24 protein-coding genes are annotated in these 25,919 nt (G+C 68.9%); 17 read left to right on the plus strand and 7 right to left on the minus strand.

Annotated features, from left to right (window positions below):
* Nucleotides 1-23: 23 nt before the first annotated feature.
* Complete coding sequence (gene aspT / locus LDO27_RS07960) at nt 24-1,715, plus strand: aspartate-alanine antiporter (RefSeq protein WP_224041005.1); 1,692 nt, start codon at nt 24-26, stop codon at nt 1,713-1,715.
* 35 nt (nt 1,716-1,750) lie between these two features.
* Here the strand turns inward: aspT and LDO27_RS07965 are convergent, their stop codons facing one another.
* Nucleotides 1,751-2,653, minus strand: coding sequence for a LysR family transcriptional regulator (locus tag LDO27_RS07965; protein ID WP_224041007.1), 903 nt, complete (start codon nt 2,651-2,653; stop codon nt 1,751-1,753).
* 131 nt (nt 2,654-2,784) lie between these two features.
* On the opposite strand from LDO27_RS07965, the gene LDO27_RS07970 reads away from it, so the two are divergent.
* Entirely contained in the window at nt 2,785-4,005 is a 1,221-nt protein-coding gene (locus LDO27_RS07970; protein ID WP_224041009.1) for a CaiB/BaiF CoA transferase family protein, read from the plus strand.
* A gap of 64 nt (nt 4,006-4,069) precedes the next feature.
* A complete protein-coding gene (locus tag LDO27_RS07975; RefSeq protein WP_222200997.1) occupies nt 4,070-5,068 on the plus strand; it encodes a Bug family tripartite tricarboxylate transporter substrate binding protein in 999 nt (332 codons plus the stop codon).
* Nucleotides 5,069-5,121: 53 nt separating this feature from the next.
* Here LDO27_RS07975 and LDO27_RS07980 read toward each other — a convergent pair whose 3' ends face one another.
* The gene (locus LDO27_RS07980; RefSeq protein ID WP_224041011.1) at nt 5,122-6,804 is read right to left on the minus strand and encodes a GMC family oxidoreductase; all 1,683 of its coding nucleotides are present in this window, start codon (nt 6,802-6,804) and stop codon (nt 5,122-5,124) included.
* Between the two features lie 19 nt (nt 6,805-6,823).
* Complete coding sequence (locus LDO27_RS07985) at nt 6,824-8,836, minus strand: alkyl/aryl-sulfatase (protein WP_224041013.1); 2,013 nt, start codon at nt 8,834-8,836, stop codon at nt 6,824-6,826.
* 112 nt (nt 8,837-8,948) lie between these two features.
* Here LDO27_RS07985 and LDO27_RS07990 point away from each other — a divergent pair, with 112 nt between their 5' ends.
* Entirely contained in the window at nt 8,949-9,854 is a 906-nt protein-coding gene (locus tag LDO27_RS07990; protein WP_224041015.1) for a LysR family transcriptional regulator, read from the plus strand.
* On the opposite strand, the gene LDO27_RS07995 is transcribed toward LDO27_RS07990, so the two are convergent.
* The 3 genes from LDO27_RS07995 to LDO27_RS08005 form a co-directional block, all read right to left on the minus strand.
* Complete coding sequence (locus tag LDO27_RS07995; protein ID WP_224041017.1) at nt 9,849-10,910, minus strand: LacI family DNA-binding transcriptional regulator; 1,062 nt, start codon at nt 10,908-10,910, stop codon at nt 9,849-9,851. The genes LDO27_RS07990 and LDO27_RS07995 overlap by 6 nt on opposite strands.
* A gap of 111 nt (nt 10,911-11,021) precedes the next feature.
* Nucleotides 11,022-11,795 (minus strand): SDR family NAD(P)-dependent oxidoreductase, encoded by a 774-nt coding sequence (locus LDO27_RS08000; RefSeq protein WP_222201002.1) that lies wholly within the window; start codon nt 11,793-11,795, stop codon nt 11,022-11,024.
* Nucleotides 11,792-12,331, minus strand: a complete 540-nt coding sequence (locus LDO27_RS08005) for a VOC family protein (RefSeq protein WP_224041019.1) — start codon at nt 12,329-12,331, stop codon at nt 11,792-11,794. Before LDO27_RS08005 ends, LDO27_RS08000 begins: the two co-directional genes overlap by 4 nt.
* Before the next feature lie 206 nt (nt 12,332-12,537).
* Between LDO27_RS08005 and LDO27_RS08010 the strand changes: the two genes are divergently transcribed.
* From LDO27_RS08010 to LDO27_RS08055, 10 genes are all read left to right on the plus strand, one after another.
* Nucleotides 12,538-13,500: a Bug family tripartite tricarboxylate transporter substrate binding protein gene (locus tag LDO27_RS08010; protein ID WP_224041021.1), complete on the plus strand. Its 963-nt coding sequence runs from the start codon at nt 12,538-12,540 to the stop codon at nt 13,498-13,500.
* A gap of 63 nt (nt 13,501-13,563) precedes the next feature.
* Nucleotides 13,564-13,998 (plus strand): nuclear transport factor 2 family protein, encoded by a 435-nt coding sequence (locus tag LDO27_RS08015; RefSeq protein WP_224041023.1) that lies wholly within the window; start codon nt 13,564-13,566, stop codon nt 13,996-13,998.
* A gap of 42 nt (nt 13,999-14,040) precedes the next feature.
* The gene (locus LDO27_RS08020) at nt 14,041-14,571 is read left to right on the plus strand and encodes a 2,4'-dihydroxyacetophenone dioxygenase family protein (protein WP_224041026.1); all 531 of its coding nucleotides are present in this window, start codon (nt 14,041-14,043) and stop codon (nt 14,569-14,571) included.
* 340 nt (nt 14,572-14,911) lie between these two features.
* The gene (locus LDO27_RS08025; RefSeq protein WP_224041027.1) at nt 14,912-15,283 is read left to right on the plus strand and encodes a Zn-ribbon domain-containing OB-fold protein; all 372 of its coding nucleotides are present in this window, start codon (nt 14,912-14,914) and stop codon (nt 15,281-15,283) included.
* Between the two features lie 13 nt (nt 15,284-15,296).
* Nucleotides 15,297-16,442 carry a thiolase family protein gene (locus tag LDO27_RS08030; protein ID WP_224041029.1) on the plus strand — a complete coding sequence of 382 codons (1,146 nt, stop codon included), beginning with the start codon at nt 15,297-15,299 and terminating at the stop codon, nt 16,440-16,442.
* A 1-nt stretch (nt 16,443) separates the two neighbouring features.
* Entirely contained in the window at nt 16,444-17,268 is an 825-nt protein-coding gene (locus tag LDO27_RS08035) for an SDR family NAD(P)-dependent oxidoreductase (protein WP_224041031.1), read from the plus strand.
* Nucleotides 17,269-17,277: 9 nt separating this feature from the next.
* The gene (locus LDO27_RS08040; RefSeq protein WP_224041033.1) at nt 17,278-18,081 is read left to right on the plus strand and encodes an enoyl-CoA hydratase/isomerase family protein; all 804 of its coding nucleotides are present in this window, start codon (nt 17,278-17,280) and stop codon (nt 18,079-18,081) included.
* A 44-nt stretch (nt 18,082-18,125) separates the two neighbouring features.
* Nucleotides 18,126-19,121, plus strand: coding sequence for a tripartite tricarboxylate transporter substrate binding protein (locus LDO27_RS08045; protein ID WP_224041035.1), 996 nt, complete (start codon nt 18,126-18,128; stop codon nt 19,119-19,121).
* Nucleotides 19,118-19,561, plus strand: coding sequence for a PaaI family thioesterase (locus LDO27_RS08050; RefSeq protein ID WP_224041038.1), 444 nt, complete (start codon nt 19,118-19,120; stop codon nt 19,559-19,561). The genes LDO27_RS08045 and LDO27_RS08050 overlap by 4 nt, the downstream gene beginning before the upstream one ends.
* A 2-nt stretch (nt 19,562-19,563) precedes the next feature.
* Nucleotides 19,564-20,772: a CaiB/BaiF CoA transferase family protein gene (locus LDO27_RS08055; RefSeq protein ID WP_224042478.1), complete on the plus strand. Its 1,209-nt coding sequence runs from the start codon at nt 19,564-19,566 to the stop codon at nt 20,770-20,772.
* Between the two features lie 4 nt (nt 20,773-20,776).
* Here the strand turns inward: LDO27_RS08055 and gcvA are convergent, their stop codons facing one another.
* Nucleotides 20,777-21,670 carry a transcriptional regulator GcvA gene (gene gcvA, locus LDO27_RS08060; RefSeq protein ID WP_224041040.1) on the minus strand — a complete coding sequence of 298 codons (894 nt, stop codon included), beginning with the start codon at nt 21,668-21,670 and terminating at the stop codon, nt 20,777-20,779.
* A gap of 251 nt (nt 21,671-21,921) precedes the next feature.
* Between gcvA and LDO27_RS08065 the strand changes: the two genes are divergently transcribed.
* From LDO27_RS08065 to LDO27_RS08075, 3 genes are all read left to right on the plus strand, one after another.
* On the plus strand, nt 21,922-22,599 hold the full coding sequence (locus LDO27_RS08065; RefSeq protein WP_224041042.1) for a (2Fe-2S)-binding protein: 678 nt from the start codon (nt 21,922-21,924) through the stop codon (nt 22,597-22,599).
* Nucleotides 22,599-23,582 carry an FAD binding domain-containing protein gene (locus tag LDO27_RS08070; RefSeq protein WP_224041044.1) on the plus strand — a complete coding sequence of 328 codons (984 nt, stop codon included), beginning with the start codon at nt 22,599-22,601 and terminating at the stop codon, nt 23,580-23,582. Before LDO27_RS08065 ends, LDO27_RS08070 begins: the two co-directional genes overlap by 1 nt.
* Nucleotides 23,583-23,653: 71 nt before the next feature.
* On the plus strand, nt 23,654-25,885 hold the full coding sequence (locus LDO27_RS08075; protein ID WP_224041046.1) for a xanthine dehydrogenase family protein molybdopterin-binding subunit: 2,232 nt from the start codon (nt 23,654-23,656) through the stop codon (nt 25,883-25,885).
* Nucleotides 25,886-25,919 lie beyond the last annotated feature (34 nt).

The following is a 25,919-nucleotide window of genomic DNA, read 5'->3' on the forward strand; positions in this document are numbered from 1 at the left end:
GCGAGAAAAACACGGAGAACGCCATGTGGGGCTGGTTCGAATCGACCTTGCGCACATATCCCGAGATCGCGATCTTTCTTTCCCTGGCGGTGGGCTATTACGTCGGCGGCAAGAGCTTCAAGGGGTTCAGCCTGGGCGCGGTCACCGCCACGCTGCTTACCGCGGTACTGATCGGCCAGCTCGGCATCACGGTCTCGGCCAACGTGAAGTCGGTCTTCTTCCTGATGTTCCTGTTTGCCGTCGGCTATGGTGTGGGACCGCAATTCGTGCGGGGCATCGCCAAGGACGGGATTCCCCAGGCGATCTTTGCCCTGATCGTCAGCGCGCTGTGTATCGTGGTGCCGGTGGTGTGCGCCAGGATCGCTGGCTACGACCTCGGCTATGCGGCGGGCCTGTATGCGGGCTCGCAGACGATCTCGGCTTCCATGGGGCTGGCTACGGATGCGATCAACCGGCTGGGGCTGCCGCCGGAGCAAGCCAAGGCGATGCTCGACGCCATGCCGGTCGCCTATGCCGTCACCTATATCTACGGCACCATCGGCTCGGCCATCGTACTCGCCACGATCGGACCGAAGCTGATGGGCATCGACCTGGCCGCGGCCTGCAAGGAGTACGAGGCAACCATGGGCGCGCACACGTCGCTGGGCGGGCCCGACAGCGCGTGGCATGGATTCGAACTGCGCGCCTACCGGATCCGGGAAGGTGCCAAGGTCAGCGGGATGACGGCGGCGCAGGCGGAGGCGCTGGTGTCCGATGCGCGCCTGTTCATCGAAAGGCTGCGGCGCGGCAGCGAGATCATGGATGTGACCGGCGACGCCGTGCTTCAGGCGGGCGACGTGGTGGCGATCGCGGGCCGGCGCGAGGTACTGGTGGACCTGCTCGGCCACCGCTCCGAGGAAGTCGACGATCCCGAACTGCTCAGCGTGAAGGCTGAAGGCGTCGACGTCTACGTGACAAACAAGGAAGCGAGCGGCAAGACCCTCGCAGAGCTGGCAAAACTGCCCGCCGCGCGCGGCGTGTTCGTGCGCAGGATCAAGCGGGGCGCAACCGGCACCGAGATTCCGGTGCTGGCGCAGACCACCCTTCATCGTGGAGACATCCTGACGCTGGTGGGGCGCGTGTCGGATACCACGGCGGCCGCCAAGGCGCTGGGCTACATCGACCGTCCCAGCAATGTCGCGGATGTCGCATTCATCGGCGGCGCGATCGCGCTGGGCGCGCTGGTCGGTGCGCTGGTCATCCAGGTCGGCGGCGCGCCCATCACCCTGTCCACCGCCGGGGGCACCTTGATTGCCGGCTTGCTGTTCGGCTGGCTGCGCTCGATCCATCCCACCTTCGGGCGCATCCCGGATTCGACCGTGTGGTTCATGAATTCGGTCGGGCTGAATGTCTTTATCGCGGTGGTCGGCATCAGCGCTGGCCCCGGCTTCGTCGCCGGCCTGCAGCAGCTCGGCCTGAGCCTGTTCCTGTGGGGCGTCGCGTCGACCACCATTCCGCTGTTCCTGGCCATGTACCTGGGCAAGTACGTCTTCAAGTTCCACCCCGCGCTGCTGTTCGGCTGTGTCGCGGGAGCGCGCACGACCACCGCCGCGCTGGGCATGATCTGCGATGCGGCCAAAAGCCAGACGCCGGGGCTGGGCTATACGGTGACCTATGCGGTCGGCAATACCGTGCTGACCATCGGCGGCATGATCGTCATCATGCTGCTGTCGTAGCCGCCCGGGCTGCTGGCGTCGATTCCGCCCTTGGGCTAAACCTCCATCGGCGCAGCCGCCTTGTCTCGCAGGAACGCAATCAATGTCGTGACGGCGCGGGTCTGATAGCGGGCCGGCATGTACAGCAGGTACATGGTGGTCCGCAGAAACGCCAGGTCGCGCGGCGGCAACGGCAGGCGGATCAACGTTCCGGCCGCGAGGTCCTCCGCAACCATGTATTGCGGCACCAGACCCACACCGAGCCCTTGCAGGATGGCGTCGCGCAGGAAGAAGAAATTGGCGGACATCAGCCGCGGACGGATCTGCCGCTGCCCGCTCGCGCCCCCTGCCCGGCCTGCCGATTTGAGCTTCTGACCGGTGAGGTCCGACGTGATCAGGGGCAGGTCCATCAAGTCTTCGAGCGTTTGCGGCCTGTCATGGTCCCGCATCAACTGTGGCGTGGCGCACGCGACGTACTCGACGTCTCCCAGGCTGCAGGCGACCGCATTGGCGGGGGTGTCGCCCATGACGCGGACCGAGAAGTCCACGGCGCCCTTGATCAGGTCCTCGATGTCGTTATCGAAGATGACATTGAGGGTAATGGCCGGATACAGGGTCATGAACTCGATGAACCAGGCCGACATGGTGTGCTGCCCGAACCCGCTCGGCACGCTCAGCCGCACCGTGCCGCTGAGCCGCTTGCCGAGGCTTTGCACCGATTCGTTTGCGGCCATCAGCTCCTGGCGGATCGCGCGCCCGTGCGCATAGAGCTGGCGTCCAAGCTCGGTCGGCTCGATCTGGCGCGTGCTGCGCTTCAGCAGCTCGGAGCCCAGCTGCCGCTCGAAATGGTTGAGCCGTTTGCTGACGTTGGCGCGGCTCATGCCCAGTTGCCGCGCCGCCCGGCTCAGGTTGCCAGCCTCGATGATATCTACCAGCAGGCCCAATGCATTGAGGTCCAATGTCAACTCCGAGTTGTCATATCTGTCGATTAAAGGTTGTAATTGTCAAACATTGGGAACATATAGACAATCTGCGCTGATCCAATTCACGCCGTCTGCCCGCCTGTTGGCCCGGGCCATGGCGCTTCAACATGCATCAGCAACAGACTGCCCTGCCGCCGCCATTGCCGCTGACCGGCGTACGGGTGCTCGATCTCTCCCGTGTGCTCGCCGGCCCCATGTGCGCCATGGCGCTGGCGGACCTGGGCGCCGACGTCATCAAGGTCGAGCATCCCGCCCGGGGCGACGACACGCGCGACTGGGGCGTGCGCATCGGCACGCGCAACACGTCCTACTTCAACAGCGCCAACCGCAACAAGCGCTCGATCTCGCTGGATCTGCAAAGCGAGGACGGCGCGAAGCTGGCCCGGGCGCTCGCGGCGCAGTCGGACGTGGTGATCCAGAACTTCAAGGTAGGTGGCGCGGAAAAGCTTGGCCTTGGCTACGAGCAGCTGCGCGCGGACAACCCGCGCCTGGTGTACTGCTCGATCTCGGGATACGCGCGGTTTTCGCCGGAAGCGGAACGCCCCGGCTATGACCTGGTCGTGCAGGGCGAATCCGGCGTGATGGCGACCAATGGGGAAGCCGGCCAGGGGCCGCTGAAATTCGGCGTGGCCGCGGTGGACATGTTCACCGGCATGTATTCCGCCCAGGCCATCCTCGCCGCGCTGTTCGCGCGCCAGTCCACGGGACAAGGGCGCCACGTGCAAATGGCGCTCTACGATTGCGGGCTGATGATTGCCTCGTACTACGGCATGGAAGCGCTGCTCAAGGGCGAGGATCCGCCGAAGTTCGGCAACGCGCATCCGTCCATCGTGCCCTATGGCGTGTTCGACGCCGCCGATGGCCCGCTGGTCATCACCGTGGGCAACAACGGACAGTTCCAGCGATTCTGTCGCGACGTGATCGACCGGCCCGAGTGGCCGGAAGATGAGCGGTTCGCCACCAACACGGCACGCTCGGCCAACCGCGACATCCTGCTGCCGGCGCTGCGCGAGGTGCTGCGCGGCTTCTCCCGCGCGGACCTGCTGCGGCGCCTGACCGCGGCGCAGATTCCCTGCGGCGAAGTGCTGGGCATGTTCGACGCCCTGCAATCCACGCGCACCGCGCAGGCGGGCCTGCTCCATCGCTACGAAGACAGCGAGGCGGGCGCGCAATCGGTGCTCGCGCCGCCCTACGCCATGGACGGACAGCGCATGCCGGTGCGCAGGCCGCCGCCCCATATGGGCGAGCACACGCGGGAAGTGCTGACGGAACTGCTTGCGCTGGATGACGGCCAGATCGCGGCGCTGCAATCGAGAGGCGTCATCTGACGAGCGATCGAAGAGATCGACGAGATCGGATATTGAGAAACTTTTTCCAGAGGGGAGACATGCAATGAGCGACATCAAATTCACGCGGCGCCAGGTTCTGAAGGCGGGTGCCGCCGCGTCTTTCGCGGCCATGATGCCGGCCGCGCTGGCCAGGAATGGATGGCCGGACAAGTACATCAAGATGGTGGTGGCGTTTCCCGCGGGCGGCCCGACCGACACCGCGGCTCGCATCGTGGCGCAGAAGCTGGCGGAGCGCCTGGGGCAGCAGGTGGTGATCGAGAACAAGCCCGGCGCGTCGGGTTCGATCGGCACCGCCGCCTTCATCAAGAGCGCGCCGGATGGCTACAACCTGTCGATGTTCGGCATGCCTGCACTGCTGGCGCCACTGATGTACAACAACAGTGCGTATGACGTGAAGAAGGACTTCGCGTCCGTCGCCACCGTCTACGTGCTGCCGATGGCCATCGTCGTCAACCCCACTGTGGTGCCGGGCGTCGAGACGCTGCCGGACCTGATCCGCTTTGCCAAGGCCAGCAAGACGCCGCTGAACTACACCAGTTCGGGCACCGGCAGCTTCGGCCATCTGGCGATGGAGCAGCTCAAGGACCTGGGCGGCTTCGACATGATGCATGTGCCTTACCGCGGCAGCGCGCCGGCCGTGGCAGATCTGCTGGGCGGACAGGTGGGCATCATGTTCGCCGATGTGGTGGCCGCGTTGCCGCATATCCGCGCCGGCAAGCTCAAGGCCATCGCGCTGAGCTCGCCCAATGCCAAGGTGCTGCTCCCCGGCGTGAAGACGGTCTCCGAACAGGGCTTCAAAGGCTTCGATTTCGACTCGTGGGGCGGCCTGATCGCGCCGCTGAACACGCCGCAATCGATCCTGGACCGGATCGCCACAGAAACCCGCGACATCGTCGGCAACGACAAGGATCTGCAGCAGAAGCTCGTCGCCGCCGGCGCCATCGCCTCGTTCCAGGATGGCAAGCAGATGCAGGCGCGCCTGAACAAGGACTACGACCGCTGGAGCGCCATCGTCAAGGCGAAGGGCATCAGCGCGACGTAAGGAGAGCGGCAAGGCGGATGCGCCATGCGCGGCCGCCTGCGACGCTCAGGCACTTAGTCGCGGCGACCGCTCCTGACGATTGCCTCCGCGCCTTTTTCCGCGATCATGAACGTCGGCGCATTGGTATTGCCCGCCACCAGCGTGGGCATCACCGAGGCGTCGATCACACGCAGTCCCTCAATGCCGCGCACGCGCAGTTGCGGATCGACGACCGCCAGCTCGTCCGTGCCCATGCGGCAGGTGCCCACCGGGTGGTAGATGCTGTCCGCGTTGGCGCGGATGAAGTCGCGGATGGCGGCCTCGTTGCCGTCGCCGGGTCCGAACAGCGCGGTGAGGCCGTCATCGCCGCCGGCGCTGGCCAGCGCGGGTTGCGCGAAGATCCGGCGCATCAGCCGCACGCCGGCGACCATGCCTTCCATATCGGATTCTTCGGACAAGAAGCGCGGGTCGATGGACGGCGCCTCCCGCGTATCGGCCGAGCGCAGCCGCACATGGCCGCGGCTGCGCGGGCGCAGCACGCAGGCGTGACAGGAATAGCCATGCCCCGGCCGGCCGCTCGCGCTGTGCTGGCTGCCGAGCAGCGCCGGCGCGAAATGCAGTTGCAGGTCCGGCGCGTCGAGCCCCGGGCTTGACCGGACGAAGGCGCCGGCCTCGGCCACGTTGGACGACAGCATGCCCAGGCGCGAGCGGCGATAGCGCACCACTTCCCCCGCCATGCGCAGCACGCCCGTCATCGAATAGCCGAACAGCTGGGTCGAGCGCACCGGCTTGCCGATGATGATGTCCAGATGGTCCTGCAGGTTTTCGCCGACGCCGGGCAGGTCGTGGACGACCGGGATGCCAAGCGCGCGCAGCTGCTGCGCCGGGCCGACGCCCGAGGCGAGCAGCAGTTGCGGGGAGTTGAAGGCCCCGCCGCTGACGATGATCTCGCGGCGCGCGCGCAGCGTCTGCTCGATGCCGTCGCGAACGATGCGCACGCCGGTGGCGCGCCGGCCGTCGAACAGCAGCCGCAGGACCTGCGTGTCGGTCATCACCGCCAGGCACGCCCGCCCGCCGCGGTGGGTGCTGTCGCGCCGGTCGCCGCCGTGCAGGTAGGCGCGCGCGGCGTTCCAGCGCTCGCCGTTGTGCTGGGTGACCTGGAACATGCCGACGCCCTCCTGCTCGGCGCCGTTGAAGTCGTCGTTGGCCGGAATGCCGGCCTGTTGCGCGGCCTCGATGAAGCGGCGCGAGAACGGATTGGGCGAGCGCAGGTCGCAGACGTGCACGGGCCCTTCCCCGCCATGCAGCGGATCCGCGCCCAGCCGCGCGTTGCGCTCGCTGCGGCGGAAGTACGGCAGCACGTCGTCGAACCCCCAACCGTCGCATCCGGCCCTTGCCCAGTCGTCGTAGTCGCGCCGGTGCCCGCGGATATAGATCATCGCGTTGATCGACGAGCTGCCGCCAAGGCCCCGGCCGCGCGGCTGGTACGAGGGGCGCCCACCCAGTCCTTCCTGCGGCTCCGAGAAGTAGCCGTAGTTGCGCGGGCCTGGCCGGCGCACCGTGCGCGCCAGGCCCAGCGGCGTGGATACCGTGCCGTGGTGGTCGTGCGGGCCGGCCTCAAGCAGCGCGACGGTGGCATCGCCCGCCTCGGCCAGCCGCGCGGCCACGGTGCAGCCGGCCGTGCCGGCGCCGATCACGATGTAGTCGAACTCCTGCGCGGGCGGCGTCGAGCGCGCCGCTTTGGCATGGGTTGTCATGGTCTCTCTCCTTTGCGCGTCAGCGGGCCGCGGCCGTCGCGCTCCTGTCCGTCGCCGGCGTCACGATGTCGAAGGCCGGGTCGAACGTATCCATCATCCGGAACAGCCCGGCTACCGCCTGCCGGTCGCCCTCGATGCGCATGCGGCCGTCTCGCTGGGCGTCGGGAATCGTCAGCTTGCGCAGGTTGATGGCGTCCAGCGTGGCCTTGTCGACGGTGATGGTCGCGGTGGGCTGGGGGAACGCGCTGTCAGCCAGATAGGTCAGCGCGCCATTGCGCAGCGTCATGGCGTAGCGCCCCTTCTGGTCGGGGATCGACCAGTTCAGGGTCATGGTCTGCCCCGCCGCCTTGTCCGCGTTCAGGCGCACGGCCAGCAGGTCGAAATAGTTCTGCACGCTGAGCGCCGACACCATGTCAGCCGAGCCCAGCCCGCCGGCGTTGCGGCGGTCCACACCGTTGCGCAGCTCCTGCGCGCCGGACAGATAGACGTTGCGCCATGTCGCGTTCTCGCTCTGGTAGCCCAGCTGCTCCAGCGCATCGGCCTGCAATGCGCGCGCGGCGGCGTTCCGCGGGTCGGCGAACACCAGCTGGTTGCCGATCTGGGCGACCCAGCGGTACTCGCCCCTGGCATAGGCATCGCGCAACCGCGCGAGCACGGCATCGGCGCCGCCCATCCATTCGATCGTCCTGCGCGCCGACTCCACCGGCGGCAGGGGGTTCAGGTTGGCCGGGTTGCCATCGTAGAAGCCCATGAACCGCTGGTAGATCGCCCTGACGTTATGGCTGACCGAGCCGTAGTAGTCGCGCGCATACCACCTCGACGCCAGCGGCTGCGGCAGCGTCTTGAGCTTGTCGGCGATGTCCAGCGGCGTCATGCCCTGGTTGATCAGCCGCAGCGTTTGGTCGTTGAGGTACGCGTACATGTCGCGCTGGTCGGACAGGAACTCGACGATGCGCGCCTTGCCCCAGGTGGGCCAGTGGTGCTGGGCGATCAGGACATCGCTGCGCTCGCCGTAGCGCTGCAACGACTGCCCGAGGTAGTAGGCCCACGCCTTGGGGTCGCGCACGTGAGCCCCGCGCAGCGTCAGGATGTTGTGCTGCGTGCGGACCGCGTTCTCGGCGATGCACAGCACGCGCGACGCCGGGAAGTACAGGTTCATCTCCGCGGGCGCCTCGGTGCCCGGCGTGAGTTGGAATTCGATCTCGACGCCCGCAATGCGCCGCGTCTCGATCTCGCGCGAGATCAGGTCCGTGGGCGGCAGCAGCGAGACCGTGCCGCGCGCGGTGGCCTTGCCCAGGCCGGTGTCGACCTGGCCGCTGGCATTGCGCGGCAGACGCGCGCCGTACATGTAGGCGGCGCGCCGGCTCATGGCGTTGCCGGCCAGCACGTTCTCGCTGACGGCCTCCTCCATGAAGCCCGCCGGCGCGAGGATCGCGACCTTGCCCGCGCGCACGTCGGCCTCGTCGATCACGCCCTTGACGCCGCCGAAATGGTCCACGTGGCTGTGGGTATAGACCACGGCGGCCACCGGCTTGCGCGGGCGGTTGGCGTAGTACAGCGCCATCGAGGCACGCGCGGTTTCCACGGTCATCAGCGGATCGATGACGATCAGGCCCTGCTCGCCTTCGACGATGGTCATGTTGGCCAGGTCGGCGCCGCGGATCTGGTAGATGCCGTCCTTCACCTGGAACAGGCCGGCCTCGTTGTTCAGTTGCGCGAGGCGCCACAGGCTGGGATTGACCGTGGCGGGCGCCGCCTGCTCGCGCTCGAAGGCATAGGCCTCGAAGCTCCATGCCACGCGGCCGTCGGCCGCGCGGATCGCCGGCTCGGAAAAGCGCGCGACGAGGCCCCGGCGTGCGTCCTCGAAGTCCTGCCGGTCGGCGAACGGCAGCTTGTCCAGCCACGCCGCGTTGGCACGGCTGGTGATCTCGGTGGCCGGCCTGGGCGCCGTGTTCGCAGCGGTATCGTCGGCAATCGCGGCGTGGAGCGGCACGCACAGGAGCGCGCAGGCAAGAACGGGACGCAGGGGCATGGCGGAGCTGCCTCGAAACGAAAGCGTCCATTGAACGCCATGCCCACCTATAATTCAATTGCAAGTACCTGATCCATTCGATGCAATTCACGCATACCCGTTTCCGCGCCCCATGAACCTGAGACGTCTCGCGCATTTCCTCGCCGTGGTGGAAGACGGCTCGCTGGCTGCCGCCGCGCGGCGCGTCCATCTGAGCCAGCCCGCTCTGACCCGCAGCATCCATGCGCTGGAGGCGGACGCCGGCATGCCGCTGCTGGACCGCGGCGCGCGCGGGGTCACGCTGACCACCGCGGGCCACATGGTGGCCGAGCGGGCGCGCCGCATCCTGTTCGAGACACGCTGCCTGGAGCGCGACCTCACGCTGTTCCGCCAGAACGAGATCGGCAGCGTCAGGATCGGCCTCGGGCCCTTCCCCGCCGCGATCCTGCTGCCGCAGCTGCTGTGCGCGCTGCAGACCGAGGCGCCGGGCGTGCAGGTCGCCGCCGACGTCAATCACGGCGCGGCGCTGCTGCAGGCCCTGCATGCGGAAACGCTGGATCTGCTGGTGGCGGACCACCGCCATATCCCCGAATCGACCGAGCTGGAGACGCTGCGGCTGCCGCCCGAGGCGGTGGGCTTCTTCGCGCGGGCCGGTCACCCGCTGCACGGCGGGCCGCTGACGCTTGCCTCGCTGCGCCAGCAGCGGCTGATCTCGGTGCAGTTTCCCGCGGACGCGGTGGCGCAGCTGCGCAAGGTATTCCGCTGCCGGCCGGGCGAGGACGTGCCCATCCAGGTGCAGAGCAACGATTTCCGTGCGCTGTGCGCGGTGGCGGCCGGCTCGGACGCGATCCTGCTCGCGCCCGTGCGCGCGCTGGCGCAGGAAGTGGCCGGGGGTCTGCTGAAACAACTCGAATTGCCGCAGGCGCCGCCGATGACGGTGCGCTTCATGCTGGTCTACCTGGCGCGGCGCAGCCTGTCGCCCGCCGCCGGCAGGGTCGTCAGCATCGTACGGATGCTGTCCGAGGCGGACGCGCTATAGCGCGGGCGGCGACGCGCACGATTCGCGCAAGACCACCTGGGTCGACAGCCGGATTGCCCCGGCGCCCGCTTCGGCATCGGGCTGGGCCGAGGTGCCGCCGATGGCCTGCAGCAGCATTTCCGCCGTGGCGGTGCCGACCGCCTCCAGGTCCCAGCTCAGCGCCGTGATCGCCGGCGAATACAGTTGCGGCAGGTCGCCATCGCCCACGCAGATCAGGCTGACGTCGCGCGGCACGCGGTAGTCGGTCTGCTTCATGGCTTGCAGGACGCCGGACAGGATGCGCGTGCCCAGGCAGATGAACGCGGTGGGACGGTCCTTCGCGGACAGCATCGCCAGGGCGTCGCTGAAGGACAGGTCCATCGCGGAACGGCTCGCGCGGATCAGGCCGGTGTCCACGGCGAGGCCGCGCTCCTCGAGCGCGGCGCGATAGCCGCCGATACGCTCGCGGCCCGGCCGCAGCGCGCTGTCGGAGGTCATCAGCGCGATGCGCGTGTGGCCGAGGTCGAGCAGATACCGTGTCGCGTCGTAGGAGCCGTGGAAGTGGTCGACATGCACGCCCGCGCCGCCGGCGCCCACATCGCGATCCATCGCCACCACCGGAACCTCGCGGGCAATCTGCGCCAGATAGTCCGGGCGTTCCGCCTCGCACGGCCCCAGGATCAGTCCATCCACGCGCCGGCGGCGGAACAGGTCCACCATCAGCTCTTCCTGCGCCTTGCTGTTGTGCGTGTTGCCGACCACCATCGCATAGCCCTCGCGCTGCAGGCGCTTCTCGATGGCGGTGATGATGCGTGCGTAGAGCGGGTTGGACAGCTCGGAGACCAGCACGCCCACCACACCCGAGGTGCCGGTGCGCATGCTCTGCGCGATGGGGTCCGGCGCATAGGCCAGCGTTTTGGCGGCGCGTTCCACCGCCTGCAGCGCGGCCTCGCTGACCGGCCCGCTGCGGTTCAGCGCGCGCGAGGCCGTGCCCAGCGACACGCCGGCGGCGCGCGCCACATCGCGGATCGTGACGCGTGGCGGCGTCTCGGTGGAAGGAGGGCGCGTTCGGCTCATGGAAGATAGTGGATGATATGTCGAGGCGCGCGCCGGGAAAGGCGGGTCGCTCGCGGGCAATTATCGCCCAAACCCGCTTTCGCCCTCCCCGCCACGCTGGTGGATGCCGCGCTAGTACACGGCGCGTCCGCCGCTGATGTCGAAGACCGCGCCGGTGCTGAAGCTGCAGCGTGCGGAGCACAGCCATGCGGCCATCTCGGCCACCTCCTCCACCTCCACGAAGCGCTTCATCGGCACCCGTTCGAGCAGCCGGGCGCGCAGCGCCGCGCGCTCGCTGTCGTCGTGCACGCCGAAGATATCGGTGTCCGCCGCGCTCGGCGTGATGCAGTTGACCAGTACGCCCGTGGCGGCCAACTCCTTGCCCAGGCTCTTGGTCATCGATATCAAGGCGGCCTTGGACGCGGCATAGGCACCCGCGAACGGATTGCCTTCCTTGCCGGCGATCGACGCCACGTTGACCACGCGTCCCCATCCGGCCTCCACCATCGCCGGCACGACCACCTGCGCACAGTGGAGCGCGCCGAACACGTTGACGTCGAACAGCCGCTTCCACTCGTCGACCGGCGCCTCCAGGGTCGGGCCCTTGCGGCCTAGGATGGCGGCGTTGTTGACCAGCGCCGTCGGCGCGCCGAGCGCCTGCACTGCCTGCGCAAGCGCCCTTTCCACCTGCGCGCGGTCGGTAACGTCCACGGCGGTCGCATGGACCGTTGCGCCCTTTTCGCGCAACGCCATTGCAGCGGGCTCCAGCAGCGCCGCGTCGCGGTCCCACAGCGCGACCGCATGGCCGTCGGCCGCGAGCCGCCCGGCAATGGCCAGTCCGATGCCGCGCGCCCCGCCCGTCACGACGGCAACGCGCGCCTGGGGCTGCGATGGCGCGGCCGTCATCGGGGCACCCCGATGCGCCGGATCGGATCGCGGCCGTCCCACGCCTTCGCGGCCTCGGCAATGCTGGCGAAGTATTCGCCCTTGCCGCCCGCCATCTCGGAGATCTCGACGATATTGCCGGGCAGGTCGGAATGCACGTAGTAGGCGAAGCGCCCGCGCGCGCCCATGCGCCCGCCGTGCCCCTCGACATAGCCGCGCTCGCGCAGCTGGGCGCCGATGCTGTCGAACTGGTCGTCGGTCCAGTAGGCGATGTGCTGCATGCCCTCGCCGGAGCGCCGCAGCGAATCCAGGTAGAGCGACGGCGCATCGTTGCGCTGCTGGATCAGCTCGATCTGCACGCCGCCCGAATTGGCCAGGGCGATGGACAGGTCGGGCAGCGCCGACGGCTTCCCGTAGTAACGGAATTCCGTGGTGCCGACCGCCTCCTTGTAGAACCAGGGGCCCACGCCGAGCACCTCGCTCCAGTGCCGCATCGCCTGCTCGATGTCGCGCACGACATAGCCCACCTGCCGCACGCCGCCAAACAGCACACTCATCCTGCCTCCTCGTCGTGATGTGGAAACGTTTCCACCACGCGAGTGTACTCGTCGTAATGGCCGGGTTCGGCATAGCGTTAACCATGATTGCCGGTGCAGGCACGCGTGACGACACTTCTGTGGAAACGTTTCCACACAAGACGGAAATTACGTAACAGCCAGACGCCCGCGCCCCAGAACGGGCGGCCAACCCCAAGGAGACCACCATGAAGACGATTCTCGCCGCGACGCTGCTCGCCGTGGCCGCCAGCGCCGCCGGCGCGGCCGATGCCGGGGGCTATCCCGACCGCCCCATCCGCATGCTGCTGCCCTTCTCGGCCGGCGGCGGCGGCGACATCCTCGGCCGCTTCCTGGCCGAACGGTTCGCCGCGCACCTGAAGCAGCCCGTGGTGGTCGAGAACAAGCCGGGCGCGGCCGGCACCATTGGCACGCAGGCCGGCGCGGCCGCGCCGCCCGACGGGTACACGATCATGATCGGCGGCATGTCCACCCACCAGCTGGCTCCCGCGACCTACGCGCGGCTGCCCTACGACCCCGTGCGCGACTTCCAGAGCCTGGGCGCGATCGGCAGTTCGTCCATCGTGATGGTGGCATCCAGTCAGTATGCGGCGAACAACCTGAAGGACCTGATCGCGATGGCGGGCAAGCAGTCGGCGCCGATCCAGTACGCCAGCTGGGGCGCGGGCTCGACCGGCCATTTCTGCGGCGAGGTGCTGAGCCAGAAGACCGGCATCCCGCTGCAGCACGTGCCGTACAAGGGCACCTCGCAGATCATCACCGACCTGCTGGGCAACCACATCTCCGTGGGCTTCGTCGACATGGTCACCGCCACGCCGTTCGTCAAGGACGGCAAGGTCAAGGCGCTGGCCGTCTGCACGCGGCGCTCGCCGAGCCTGCCGCAGGTGCCCAGCTACAAGGAGCAAGGCGTGGACTTCGACCGCGAGCTGAACTGGGCGATGTACGTCCCGGCCAGGACGCCCAAGCCCATCGTCGACAAGCTCTCCGCCGTGCTGGAGACCACGCTGAAGGAGCCCGAGGTCGTCAGCAAGCTGCTGTCCCTGGGCATCACCGCCAAGTACATCCCCGGCGCCGAGCAGCAGGCCACGACCGCGCGCGACATCCCGATGTGGAAGGAGATCGCGCGGCAGGCCAACATGAAGCTGGACTGACGCGCCGTCTCTCCCGGTCCCCGCCAACCCATACCGACAACCCACCACAGGAGCCCTCCCCTCATGCCCACACCGCTCGACGAAGCCCGCATCCGCACCGTGCGCGACCACATGGCGCTCGAATGCGTTCACGACTGGGACGCCGTCATCGCCACGTTTGCCCATCCGCGCTACGAGATGCATGGCAGCGGCGCCGTGTTCGACGGCGAAGCCGAAGTGCGCGGGTATTTCGATTCCTCGCGCAAACCGTTTCCCGACCTGAAGAACGACATCATCGCCATCGCGGCCGCCGACGACACGGTGCTGGTCGAGTTCTGGCTCCAGGGCACCCACCTCGGACCGCTCAAGGCGAACGGCCTCGTCTACGAGCCGACGGGCCGCACCTTCCGCGTGCGCATGGCCGCCACGTTCGAGTTCGCGCCAGGCTCCGACAAGATCATCTGCGAGCGCCCCTATTCCGCGCCCGACGCCAAGCTGCGCGCCCTCGGTCTGCTGTAAGGCGCGCCCCCGTCCGTTCACATCCAACCGGCAACACACGACATGGCACTGCCCAAGGCAATCACGCATCAGGACCGGCTGCTGTCGGTCAATATCCACGACGCCGCGGCGTTTCCCGGCTCGGAAGCGGGCTCCACCATCATCCCGCTGTTTCTCGACCGCGAGAACGGCGTGTGGGTGCTGTACGGCCGGTTCGAGCCCGGCACCCGGCTGCCGCCGCATTTCCATACCGGCACGGTCCACTTCTTCACGACCAGGGGAGAATGGAACTACGTCGAGTATCCCGAGGACCGGCAGAGCGCCGGCAGCTATCTGTACGAGCCCGGCGGATCGATCCACACGTTCTCCGTTCCCGCGGATGCGAAGGAAGCGGCCGAGGGCTTCATGGTGGTGCACGGCGCCAACGTGATCTTCGAGGACGGGCAATACCGCGGCGTGCGCGACGCGGGCGCGATCGAGGACGGCATCCTGGCGGCCGCGCGCGCAATGGGGCTGCCGGCGCCGCGCTATATCCGCCCGCAGGGCGGGGCCGGGTTTTCCACCGAGGGGGCCGACCGGCCAGCCGCCGGGTAAGCGCGACGCTGCCGCGCCTGCGCGGCGCCCCGTTGCTTCCGCCGCGGCGGGCCGGGGCGCTTCCCGGCCCGCTTGCCCACGCCCTTCTCTCCGCCCCTCGCTCCGTCCCTCTCTCCCCTTCCCGCCCCTCCCCACGCTGACGCCATGACGCGATCCCGGGTTTGCCCACCCGGAGCGATGGCCGTCCCGCGCCTCCCGCCCGCGGCCGCCGCCGTTCCCGTTTCCCTCTCGCTTGAGTAAATCTCAATCGAACCGGCACGAAATCTCGTTTGTCGCCGGCCGATTCGCGCACCACTATCCAGTCACCGATTCGACCGCATCCATCGACAAGGAGACGACCATGCCCCCCGACCGCACCGAAGCCCCCGAGGCGATCCGCCTGTGGAATGCCGACGGCCCAACTACCCTGCTCGCCTCGCGCGACCGGGACACCGGCGAATGGGTGTTCCCGCCCGTGCCTGCGCATTCGCCGCTGTCGCCGCGCCATGCCACGGTGCCGGTGGCCGGGGACGGCACCGTGTACAGCTTTACCGTGATCCACCCGGCGCCGAAGACCGGCCAGCCCCCCTATGCGCTGGGCTACGTCGACTTTGCCGGCCCCGTCCGCATCTTCGGCCGCCTGCTCGGGCGGGAGCGCCCCGCCATCGGCGACCGCTATGCGGCCGAGCCCGACCCGACATACGGCTACGTGTTTCGTGCCGTCGACCGCTAACCGAGGGAACACCATGTCAGAGATCTACATCCACGGCGGCGCGATGACCGCCTTCGGCCGCCATCCCGGCGTGCTCGCGCCCGAGCTGGCGCAACAGGCCATCCTGAAGGCGGTCGAGGACGCCGGCGTGACGCTGGCGGACATCCAGGCCGTCTACTGCGCCAACGTGCTGGGCGGCATGATCCTGGGCCAGCTGATCGTGCGCGACCTGGGGCTGCGCGGCATCCCCGTCTACAACGTGGAGAACGCCTGCGCCAGCGGCGCCACCGGCGTGCATCTCGCCCGGCATGCGCTGCTGGCGCAGCAGTACGACACGGTGCTGGTGTTCGGCATCGAGCAACTGACCGCACTGGGCGGCGGCACCATTGCGCTGCAGCGCAACGACCACAAGACGGATCTCTACGCCACGACCGGCATGGTGCTGCCCGCGGTCTATGCCATGCGCGGCACGCGCTTTCTGCACGAGCGCGACGCGACCCCGCGCGACCTGGCCGCCGTCGCGGTGAAGAACCGCTACCACGGCACCCTGAACGAGTTCGCCCAGCAGCGCAGCGAGGTCGGCATCGACGAGGTGCTGGGGTCGCGCATGATCGCCGATCCGCTGACGCTGCTGCAATGCTGCCCGTCGCAGGTGGACGGCGCGGCCGCGGTGGTGCTGGGCACGCGGCGGCCGGCGGCGGCGCGGCCCGTCAAGGTGCTGTCCTCGGTAGTCGTCTCGGGGCTGCGCGAGGCGGCAGACGACGACATCCTCGACGCGGAGATCACGGCGCGCGCCGCGCGGCAAGCCTACGAACAGGCCGGTCTTGGTCCCGGCGACGTCGACGTGGTGGAGCTGCACGATGCCTTCACGATCGCCGAGCTGCTCTATTACGAAGCGCTCGGCCTCGCGGCGCCCGGAGAAGCGGTGCCGCTGCTGCGCTCCGGCGCGACGCAGTTGGGCGGCCGCGTGCCGGTGAATCCCTCCGGCGGCCTGCTCGCCAAGGGCCACCCGCTCGGCGCCACGGGCATCGCACAGATGGTCGAGGTCATGTGGCACCTGCAGGACCGCGCGGGCCGCCGCCAGGTGGCCGGCGCGCGCATCGGCCTGACGCAATGCACGGGCGGCGGCATTGCGGGCGTGGATCACGCCGCCTCCTCCGTTCATCTGCTGGGAGTCTGACATGGCCACCCCATACACCAACGCTGACGACGCGCCCGGCCGCGCGCCGGAAGACGCACCGGAGCTCACCAGCGACGGACAGCGGCGGCAAGTCGCCGTGATCACCGGGGCCGCGCGCGGCATCGGCCTCGGCATTGCCGGGCGCCTGGCCGCACAGGGCATGACCGTAGCGCTGCTGGACCGCGATGCCGGCGCGCTGACCGATGCCGTCGGCGGTCTCGTACACGCCGGGCACCGCGCCATGGGCGTCACCGTGGACCTGACCGATTCGGCCGCGGTCAACGGCGCCTTCGAGCACCTGCACCGGAAGCTCGGCCGCATCGACTGCCTTGTCAACAACGCCGGCGCCGTGCGCGACATGCGCTTCCTGAACATGACCGACGACGACTGGGACATCGTGGTCAACACCAACCTGCGCTCGCAGTTCCTGTGCTGCCGCGCCGTGTTGCCTGGCATGGTCGAGCGCCGCTACGGGCGCATCGTCAATATCTCGTCGCGCGCCTGGCTGGGCGGCTTCGGCCAGGCGAACTACTCGGCGGCCAAGGGCGGCGTGGTCAGCCTGACCCGTTCGCTGGCGATCGAGTTCGCGGCCAAGGGCATTACCGTCAATGCGGTGGCGCCGGGCATCGTCGATACGCCGCTGTTCCGCAATTTCGCGCCCGAGGTGCGCGAGCGGCTGCAGAAATCGGTGCCGGCCCAGCGCATCGGCACGGCCGCGGACATCGCCAATGCGGTGGCCTTCTTCCTTGCCCCCGAGGCGTCCTATGTCACCGGCCAGACGCTCTATGTCTGCGGCGGCCGCAGCCTGTCGTCGCCCAGCGTGTAGGAGGCCGCCATGACCGTGCACTTTGAAACCGACGGACCGGTGGCGGTGCTGACCATCGACCGGCCCGACGCGCTGAACGCGCTGGATGTGGCGACCCTGCGCGAACTGCGCGAGCACCTGGTGGCGATCCGCGACCGCGACGACCTGCGCGCGGCCGTACTGACTGGCGCCGGCACGCGGGCGTTCTGCGCCGGCGCGGACCTGAAGGGTACGCGAACGTCGGCGGCCAGCTATCCGCAGGCGCTGTTCCGCGCGGACGAGCCCGCGGCGGACCTGGGCCTCTATATCCGGCTGATGGATCTGTCCGGCCTGTCGCTGTGGAAGCCGCTGATCGCAGCCATCAACGGCCACTGCCTCGGCGCGGGGCTGGAGCTGGCGCTGCAGTGCGATGTGCGGGTGGCGGCGGACAACGCCACCTTCGGGCTGCCCGAGGCCGCGGTGGGGTCGATTCCGGCCGTCTCCGGCCTGCACCGGCTGCTCAGGGCCGTGCCCTCTGCCCACGCGATGCAGATGGTGCTGACGGCCGAGCGCATCGACGCGGCGCGGGCCGAGCGCATCGGCCTGATTACCGCGGCCGTCGCGCAGCCCGACCTGCTGGATCACGCCCGCGCCCTCGCCCACCGGATCGCGCGCAACGCGCCCCTCGCCGTGCAGGCCACCAAGAAGCTCGCGCGGCAGACGGCGCATTTGAGCGACGCCGACGCGCAGGACCTCACCGAGCTCTACTGGGGGGTGCTGCGGGACACGGAGGACCGTGTCGAAGGGCGGCAGGCGTTCGCGGAGAAACGGCCGCCCCGCTTCGCCGGGCGCTGACCGCGCGGCCTCGCTATGCCAACAACTATCCAAAGGAGACCAACATGACCCGACCACTCGACCCCGCGCGTTCCCTGCTCGGCTGCGCCTTCGCGGCAATGGCGTTCGCCACGGCCCCCGCTCCCGCCACCGCCCAGGCGGCCTATCCGAACAAGCCCATCACCCTGGTCGTGCCGTTCGCGCCGGGCGGCGGCAACGATATCCTGGCGCGCCTGATCGCCCCGAGGATGAGCCAGCAGCTCGGGCAGTCCGTCGTGATCGAGAACAAGCCCGGCGCGGGAGGCAACCTGGGCACGGAATTCGTGGCCCGCGCCGCGCCGGATGGCTACACGCTGGTGATCGCCTCCAGCCAGGTCACCATGAACCCGCACCTCGGCATGAAGGTGCCGTTCCGTATCGACAAGGACTTCGAGCCGGTGGGACTGATGGGATCCGTGCCGCTGATGCTGGTGGCCAACATGGACCAGCCGTACCGGAATCTCAAGGAGTTCATGGACTACGCGCGCGCGAACCCGGGCAAGATCAGCTACAGCAGCCCGGGCCCCGGCACCCCGCAGCACCTCGCGGGCGAGGTCTTCGCCAAGCTCAGCCGCACCGAACTGCTGCACGTTCCCTATCGCGGCACCGGCCCGTCCATCACCGACCTGATGGGTGGACAGGTACAGGTGTCGTTCGCCACGTTCGCCTCGGCGATCCAGTACGTGCGCGCCGGCAAGCTGCGCGCGATCGGCATCGCCGGACAGCGCCGCACGCCGCTGATGCCCGACCTGCCTACGTTCGGGGACGCGGGCCTGAAGGGCTACGACGCGGAGCTCTGGTACAGCCTGCTGGCGCCAGCCAGGACGCCGCGCCCCGTGATCGACAAGCTGAACGCCGCGCTGCTGGCGGCGCTCAGGGCTCCGGACGTGGTCGATCAGCTGGCCAAGCAGGGCTTCGAAGCCAAGACCTCGACCCCGGACGAACTGCGCGCCTATATCGGCCGCGAGCTGGCGCGCTGGCAGCGCGTCATCGCCGACAACGACATCAGGGTGGGACTGTGAACACCGCCGCCGACCACGCCTGCGCCGACAATCCGCTGCTCGACGCGCTGGGCATCCGGCTTGCCCGCGTCGGCCCGGGCCACAGCACTTTCGAGCTGGACATCGAGCCGCGGCACCTGAACCGCCAGGGCACGCTGCAGGGCGGCGTCAGCGCGACGCTGCTCGACGCCGCGTGCGGCTATGCCGGCCTGCAGACCGAGGAAGGCGGCGCGCTCGGCAACGCTGTCACGCTGATGCTGGCGATCAGCTACCTGGGCCGGGTCAGCACGGGCACCGTGCGGGCCGTGGCAACCGTTACGCGCGCCGGCCGCAGCATCTACTTCTCCAGCGCCGAACTGGTTTCGGCCGATGGCGAGCGGATCGCGACGGCGCAAGGCACCTTCAAACGCTCCCCCGCCGCTCCGGCAACGCGCGCGGCCGCCGACACCAGCGAGGCATGACCATGTTGCGCAATGCACTGGAAGGATTGACCGTCATCGACTTCACGCAGATCGGGGCGGGACCGACCGCCACCATGCTGCTCGCCGACATGGGCGCGCGCGTCATCAAGGTGGAGCCGCCCGGCGGCGAACTCGGGCGCGGCCTCGGCCCGGGCTGGCTCGGCGACGACAGTGCGTTGTTCCACGCCTTCAACCGCAACAAGCTCGGCGTCTGCCTCGACCTGAAGTCGGCGCGGGGCGTCGCGGTGGCGCGCCGGCTCGTCGCCGAAGCCGACATCGTGGTCGAAAGCATGCGTCCCGGCGTGATGGCACGGCTGGGGCTGGGCCATGCCGAATTGTTGCAGGCGCACCCCGCGCTGATCTATTGCTCGATCTCCGCCTACGGCCAGAGCGGGCCCTACGCGCAGCGCGCGGGCGTCGACGGCATCATGCAGGCGGACGCCGGACTGATGAGCCTGATCGGCGTGGAAGGCAGCGAGCCGTGCAAGGTGCAGGCCCCGGTGGTCGATGTGATGACCGGCTATGTCGCGGTGGTCGGCATCCTGGCCAGGCTCGCAGCGCGCGGACGCGACGGCCGCGGCGGCCATCTGGACGCGAGCCTGTTCAACGCGGCGCTGGCACTGCAGCAGTCGTCGCTCGCCAGCTATCTGGCCGATGGCCAGATGCCCGTGCGCGTGGGCAGCGCCGCGCCCTACGCGGCGCCGAACCAGGCGTTCGAGACCGCCGACGGCTGGATCATGGTGGCGGCCTACATGCCCGACCGCTGGCAGCGCCTGTGCGACACGCTCGGCGTGCCGCAACTGATCGACGATCCGCGCTTTGCCACCTCGCCGCTGCGCGTTGCCAACCGTGCGCAGATGGTGCAGGCACTGACGGCGGTCTTTGTCACGCGCACCACGGACGCGTGGCTGGCGGCGCTGACCGCGGCCGACATCCTGTGTGCCCGGGTGGCGACCTATGCCGACGTGGCCGCGCATCCGCAGGTGGCGGCGAACCGCATGCTGGCCGAGGTCGCGCATCCGACGCTGGGCACGATCCGAATGCCGGGGTTTCCGCTGGACAGCGCGGCGACCAACGCCGCGCCCATGCGCCCCGCGCCGGCCTGCGGGCAGGATACCGAGGCGGTGCTGCGCGGGCTCGGCTATGCCGCCGAGGAGATCGACTCGCTGCGCGAATGCGGGGCCGTTCGTTGCGCGCAGCCTGCGGCATGACACGCTAGCGCCCCGCGCCGTTCTCGAACTGCGCGAGCAGCCACTTGCGGAACGTCGCCATGCTCGGGCTTTCCTTGCGCATCGATGGCGTCAGCAGGTAGTAGGTGTAGTCGCCCATGTCCAGCGCCTGGCGAAATGGCGCGACCAGTTTGCCGCCGGCCAGATCGTCATCGACCAGGAAGCGCTGCGCGATGGCGAACCCCTGGCCTTCCAGCGCCGCCGCATAGGCCATCGCCGAGCTCTGGTAAGTCATGCCGCTGTGCGCGTCGACCTGCTTGTCGGCCCTGGCGTAGGCAAGCCAGGCGGCCCAGTCGTCGGGCCGCGCGATGGAATGCAGCAGCACGTGGCGGTTCAGGTCGGCGGGCTTGCGGACTTTCCTTGCCAGCGCCGGGCTGCACACCGGTACCAGGATGTTGGAGACGAGCCGGTAGGTGTTGGCGCCGTTCCACTTGCCGTCGCCGAGCCGGATCGCGCCGTCGATGTCCTCGCGGCGAAAATCGACCGGATCGAGCGACGCCGTGAGCAGTACCTCGATCCCCGCATTGGCCGCGTGAAAGCTGGACAGCCGGGGAATCAGCCAGCGCATCGCGAAGGTGGTGTACGCGCGCACTTTGAGCTGGGTGCGGCGCGTGCGCCGGGTCAGGCGGCTGGTCGCCTCGCGCAGTCCATCCATCGACTTCGATACCGCGCGGTAGTAGTCCTCCCCCGCGCGGGTGAGCGAGACCTCGCGATGCCCGCGTACCAGCAACGGTACGCCCAGCGCTTCCTCCAGCGTGCGTACCTGCCGGCTCACCGCGCCGGGCGTAACGTGCAGGTCGGCCGCGGCAACGGTGATGCTGAGACGGCGCGCGACCGCTTCGAAAGCCCGTAGCGCATTCAGTGGTGGCAGGCGGTCCATGGCGGCGTGTTTGTCGATTGAGAATTTCTCAATCTTACGACGGGACGCGGTTCGCACCAAAAGGCGGCATGCGTCCGTGCGTGGCGCAGGCCCGCAAATTCGTCCTTGAAAAACGCGTTGCCTCGCTAATACTGTGATGGTCCAGGCGCGGGGCGCGGCGATACGGCGAGTGGGGCAACCCACCGGCCCGGGCGGCGCTCAACCATGCCCCTCTCGCATTCCCCACCGCTCCCGCTAAGGAGAAGACATTCATGCAACATTCCGCGAAGCACGCGAAGCACGAACACGTCCATGCGGACGGCCACGAGTGTCCCGGATCCTGCGGCAGGATCTCGCGCCGGCGTTTCCTGCAGTCCGTCGGTGTCGGCGTGTCCGGCCTGGGCGTGGTGGCCAACGATGCGTCGGCCGCGGCGGCGTCCGCGGCGGAGTCAGTCACTGCGCGCGGCGGCACCGGCCACGCGATCACCCTCAAGGTCAACGGCACCGCGCACAAGGTCACGGTTCCCGCCAACGCCATCCTGCTCGATACGCTGCGCGAGCAACTGCATCTGACTGGAACCAAGAAGGGTTGCGATCACGGTCAGTGCGGCGCCTGCACGCTGCTGGTGAACGGCGTGTCGGTCAACGCGTGCCTGTCGCTGGCGGTGATGCACGACGGCGACGAGATCACGACGATCGAGGGCCTGGCGCGCGACGGCGCGCTGCATCCGGTGCAGGAAGCCTTCTGGTCCCACGATGCCTACCAGTGCGGCTACTGCACGGCGGGCCAGATGATGACCGCGGTCGGCATCCTCCAGGACCGCCGCATCCCGGCCGACGACGCCGCGGTGCGCGAAGCCATGAGCGGCAATATCTGCCGCTGCGGCGCCTACAAGAACATCGTGGCGGCGATCCAGGACGCCCGCGGCAAGATGAAAGGAGCGGCGTGATGCGTACCTTCGACTACCAGCGCGCGACGAGCGTGGACGAGGCCATCGCGCTGCATGGCCGCACCGCCGGCAGCGTCTTTCTCGCCGGCGGCACCACGCTGCTGGACCTGATGAAGCTGGACATCGAGCGGCCGGCGCACGTAGTGGACATCCACAGGCTTGGCCTTGACCGGATCGAGACGGTGGAAGGCGGCCGCGTGCGCATCGGCGCCATGGTCAGCAACACCGACCTGGCGCGGCATCCGCACATCGTGGAGCAGTATCCCGCGCTGTCGCAGGCCCTGCTCTCCGGCGCCAGCACCCAGCTGCGCAACAAGGCCACCACCGCCGGCAATGTCATGCAGCGGGTGCGCTGCGGCTACTTCCGCGACGGCGTCTCCCCGTGCAACAAGCGCGCGCCGGGCTCGGGCTGCCCGGCCGTCGATGGCCTGAACCGCAACGTCCACGCGGTGCTGGGCGGTACCACGCATTGCATCGCGGCCCATCCCTCCGACATGTGCGTGGCGATGGTCGCCATCGGCGCCACCATCCATGTACAAGGGCCGCGGGGCAGGCGCGACATCCCCTTCGCCGACTTCCATCTGCTGCCCGGCGACACGCCGTGGAAGGAACATGCGCTCGAAGCGGGAGAAATGATCACGCATATCACGCTGGAGCCGCCGATGCCCGGCAGCCGCGCCGCCTACCTGAAACTGCGCGACCGCGGCTCGTACCAGTTCGCGCTCGCCTCGAGCGCCGTGATCGTCGCCATGGACGGCGGCACCATCCGCGATATCCGCATCGCGCTCGGGGGCGTCACCACCAAGCCCTGGCGCGCGGCGAACGCCGAGGCGGTGCTGCGCGGCAAGCCTGCGTCGGAGGCGCTGATCCGCGAGGCGGCGGCCGTCGCGATGACCGGCGCGCAGTCGTATGGGCAGAACGGTTTCAAGATCCTGCTGGGACAGCAGGCGGTCGCGCGCAATCTGTCGCGCCTGGTGGCCTGACCCGCGACTGCCTTCGCCGTCTCACCCCTTCCTTTTCCTATTGGCCGTTTCCTCCGATTCGGGAGTCCAGCGTGAACAACCAAGCCATCGGCGCGTCCGCGCGCCGCATCGACGGTCGACTGAAGGTCACCGGCGCCGCGCCCTATACCGCGGATCGCCACCTCTCCGGCATGCTGCACGCGTATGGGGTGTTCAGCACCGTAGCCAGCGGCCGCATCACGGCGATCGACACCGACGAGGCGCGGCGCGTGCCCGGCGTGGTCGACGTCTTCCACCATGAGCGCTTCCTGCCGCTGTACCGCGCGCAGAAGAGCCCGATCTCGGCCACCACCATCCTGACCGCCGCCATCACCGACGAACACCGCCTGCCGTTCGAGGACGCGAACGTGTACTACTTCGGCCAGTTCGTCGCGCTGGTCGTGGCCGACACGTTCGAGCATGCGCGCGAGGCGGCCTATCGCGTCAAGGTCTCGTATGCGCCTGGCAAGGTGGTGGCCAACCTCGAGCAGGGACTGGCGGCCGGCAAGCTGCGCGACGGCGGCCGCGGCCATTCGCGCGGTGCACCCGCCCCGGCCTTCGACGCCGCGCCGGTCAAGGTCGATGCCGTGTACCACACGCCCGTGGAAACCCATACTCCCATGGAAATGCATGCCTCCGTCGCATGGTGGAGCGGCGGCGACCTGCATCTGTTCGAGGCGTCCCAGGGCGTGGTCGTGCATCGCAATACGCTGGCGCAGATCTTCGGCCTCACGCCGGAGCGCGTCACCGTCGAAGCGCCCTATATCGGCTCGGGCTTTGGCAGCAAGCTCTTCCTGTGGCCGCACTCGGTCGCCGCCTGCGCCGCGGCCCGGCTCTCCGGCCGGCCGGTCAAGCTGGTCGTGCCGCGCGCGCAGATGTTCACCACCACCGGACAGCGCCCGGAAACGAAGCAGCGCCTGCGGGTGTCCGCGAACGCCGACGGCCGCATCACGTCGATCCGCCATGAGTCCGTCAACACGACCTCGTTCATCGAACAGTACGTGGAGAACTGCGGCGGCATGACGTCCAGCGTCTACGCGTGCCCCAACGTGCTGGTGAGCCACCACACCATCGAGGTCCATCGCGGCGCGCCCACGTCGATGCGCGCGCCCGGCGCGGCGCCCGGCCTGTTCGCGCTGGAATCGGCCATCGACGAAGTGGCGCTGGCCTGCCGCATGGACCCGGTGCAGTTTCGTCTGGCCAATATCTCGACGCGGGACGAAAGCACCAACCTGCCCTGGTCCAGCAACCACATGCGCGAGGCCATCGAGCAAGGCGCGCAGCGCTTCGGATGGCACAAGCGCGACCCGCGCATCGGTTCGATGGTGGTCGGCAGCGAGATCGCCGGCTACGGCGTGGCGGTGTGCAACTGGGATGCCTGGAAGACGCCGGCGGAGGCGCGGGTCCAGCTCAGGAGCGACGGAACGGCGACGGTGGTCTGCGCCATCCAGGACATCGGCACCGGCACCTACACCATCGCGGCGCAGACCGTCAGCGAACTGACGGGCCTGCCGCTGGACCGCATCGACGTGCGCCTCGGCGATTCGTCCTTCCCCGCCGCGCCGGTATCCGGCGGCTCGTGGGCAACGGCGAGCGTGCTGCCGGCGATTGCCCAGGCCACGCGCAACGCCATCGACCAGTTGCGCACGCTGGCCACGCAGGAAGGCGGCGCCTTCGCGGGCGCGAAGCCGGACGACCTGCGCCTGCAGCAGGGGCGGCTGACCGACGGCAAGCGCACGGTGGACTACCAGTCCGTCCTCTCGGCGCAGCGCCTGGCCAGCGCGGACGGCCATGCGCGCACCGATGGCGCCGCCTCCGACAAGGTGTCGTTCATGTCGTTTGGCGCCCATTTCGTCGAAGTGCGCTGGGACCCCGGCATCTCGCGGCTGCGCGTCGCGCGGGTGGTCAGCGCCATCGACGTGGGACGCGTGATCAATCCATTGACGGCACGCAACCAGGTGGAAGGCGCCATCGTGATGGGCGTCGGCATGGCGCTGTTCGAGGCCACCGAGTACGACCCGCGCAACGGCATTCCTGGCAACAACAACTGCGCGGAATACGTGATGCCGGTGCATGCGGATCAGCCGGATATCGACGTGATCCTGCTGGACTACCCCGACCTGCAGTTCAACGAGTTCGGCGCGCGGGGCATCGGCGAGATCGGCATCACCGGGCTGGCGGCCGCGGTGGCCAATGGCGTGTATCACGCCACGGGCAGGCGCATCCGCGACCTGCCCATCACCATGGAAAAGCTGATGGAGCAGCCGGGCCGCGTCGCGGCCTAGCCGGGCCCGGCTGCGATGTGGTCGGGGAGATCGG

This window comes from Cupriavidus respiraculi (assembly GCF_914271545.1).
In the GTDB taxonomy this organism is placed as follows: domain Bacteria; phylum Pseudomonadota; class Gammaproteobacteria; order Burkholderiales; family Burkholderiaceae; genus Cupriavidus; species Cupriavidus respiraculi.

Bases quoted from the DNA above. Each gene is read 5' to 3' on its own strand.
- LDO27_RS07970 (WP_224041009.1), top strand. From the start codon at position 2,785: ATGCATCAGCAACAGACTGCCCTGCCGCCGCCATTGCCGCTGACCGGC.
- LDO27_RS08035 (WP_224041031.1), top strand. From the start codon at position 16,444: ATGGCCACCCCATACACCAACGCTGACGACGCGCCCGGCCGCGCGCCG.
- LDO27_RS07990 (WP_224041015.1), top strand. From the start codon at position 8,949: ATGAACCTGAGACGTCTCGCGCATTTCCTCGCCGTGGTGGAAGACGGC.
- LDO27_RS08070 (WP_224041044.1), top strand. From the start codon at position 22,599: ATGCGTACCTTCGACTACCAGCGCGCGACGAGCGTGGACGAGGCCATC.
- LDO27_RS08030 (WP_224041029.1), top strand. From the start codon at position 15,297: ATGTCAGAGATCTACATCCACGGCGGCGCGATGACCGCCTTCGGCCGC.
- LDO27_RS07980 (WP_224041011.1), bottom strand. From the start codon at position 6,804: ATGACAACCCATGCCAAAGCGGCGCGCTCGACGCCGCCCGCGCAGGAG.
- LDO27_RS08015 (WP_224041023.1), top strand. From the start codon at position 13,564: ATGCCCACACCGCTCGACGAAGCCCGCATCCGCACCGTGCGCGACCAC.
- LDO27_RS08055 (WP_224042478.1), top strand. From the start codon at position 19,564: ATGTTGCGCAATGCACTGGAAGGATTGACCGTCATCGACTTCACGCAG.
- LDO27_RS07995 (WP_224041017.1), bottom strand. From the start codon at position 10,910: ATGAGCCGAACGCGCCCTCCTTCCACCGAGACGCCGCCACGCGTCACG.
- LDO27_RS08020 (WP_224041026.1), top strand. From the start codon at position 14,041: ATGGCACTGCCCAAGGCAATCACGCATCAGGACCGGCTGCTGTCGGTC.
- LDO27_RS08010 (WP_224041021.1), top strand. From the start codon at position 12,538: ATGAAGACGATTCTCGCCGCGACGCTGCTCGCCGTGGCCGCCAGCGCC.
- LDO27_RS08025 (WP_224041027.1), top strand. From the start codon at position 14,912: ATGCCCCCCGACCGCACCGAAGCCCCCGAGGCGATCCGCCTGTGGAAT.
- aspT (WP_224041005.1), top strand. From the start codon at position 24: ATGTGGGGCTGGTTCGAATCGACCTTGCGCACATATCCCGAGATCGCG.
- gcvA (WP_224041040.1), bottom strand. From the start codon at position 21,670: ATGGACCGCCTGCCACCACTGAATGCGCTACGGGCTTTCGAAGCGGTC.
- LDO27_RS07975 (WP_222200997.1), top strand. From the start codon at position 4,070: ATGAGCGACATCAAATTCACGCGGCGCCAGGTTCTGAAGGCGGGTGCC.
- LDO27_RS08000 (WP_222201002.1), bottom strand. From the start codon at position 11,795: ATGACGGCCGCGCCATCGCAGCCCCAGGCGCGCGTTGCCGTCGTGACG.
- LDO27_RS08065 (WP_224041042.1), top strand. From the start codon at position 21,922: ATGCAACATTCCGCGAAGCACGCGAAGCACGAACACGTCCATGCGGAC.
- LDO27_RS07985 (WP_224041013.1), bottom strand. From the start codon at position 8,836: ATGCCCCTGCGTCCCGTTCTTGCCTGCGCGCTCCTGTGCGTGCCGCTC.
- LDO27_RS08040 (WP_224041033.1), top strand. From the start codon at position 17,278: ATGACCGTGCACTTTGAAACCGACGGACCGGTGGCGGTGCTGACCATC.
- LDO27_RS08045 (WP_224041035.1), top strand. From the start codon at position 18,126: ATGACCCGACCACTCGACCCCGCGCGTTCCCTGCTCGGCTGCGCCTTC.
- LDO27_RS08005 (WP_224041019.1), bottom strand. From the start codon at position 12,331: ATGAGTGTGCTGTTTGGCGGCGTGCGGCAGGTGGGCTATGTCGTGCGC.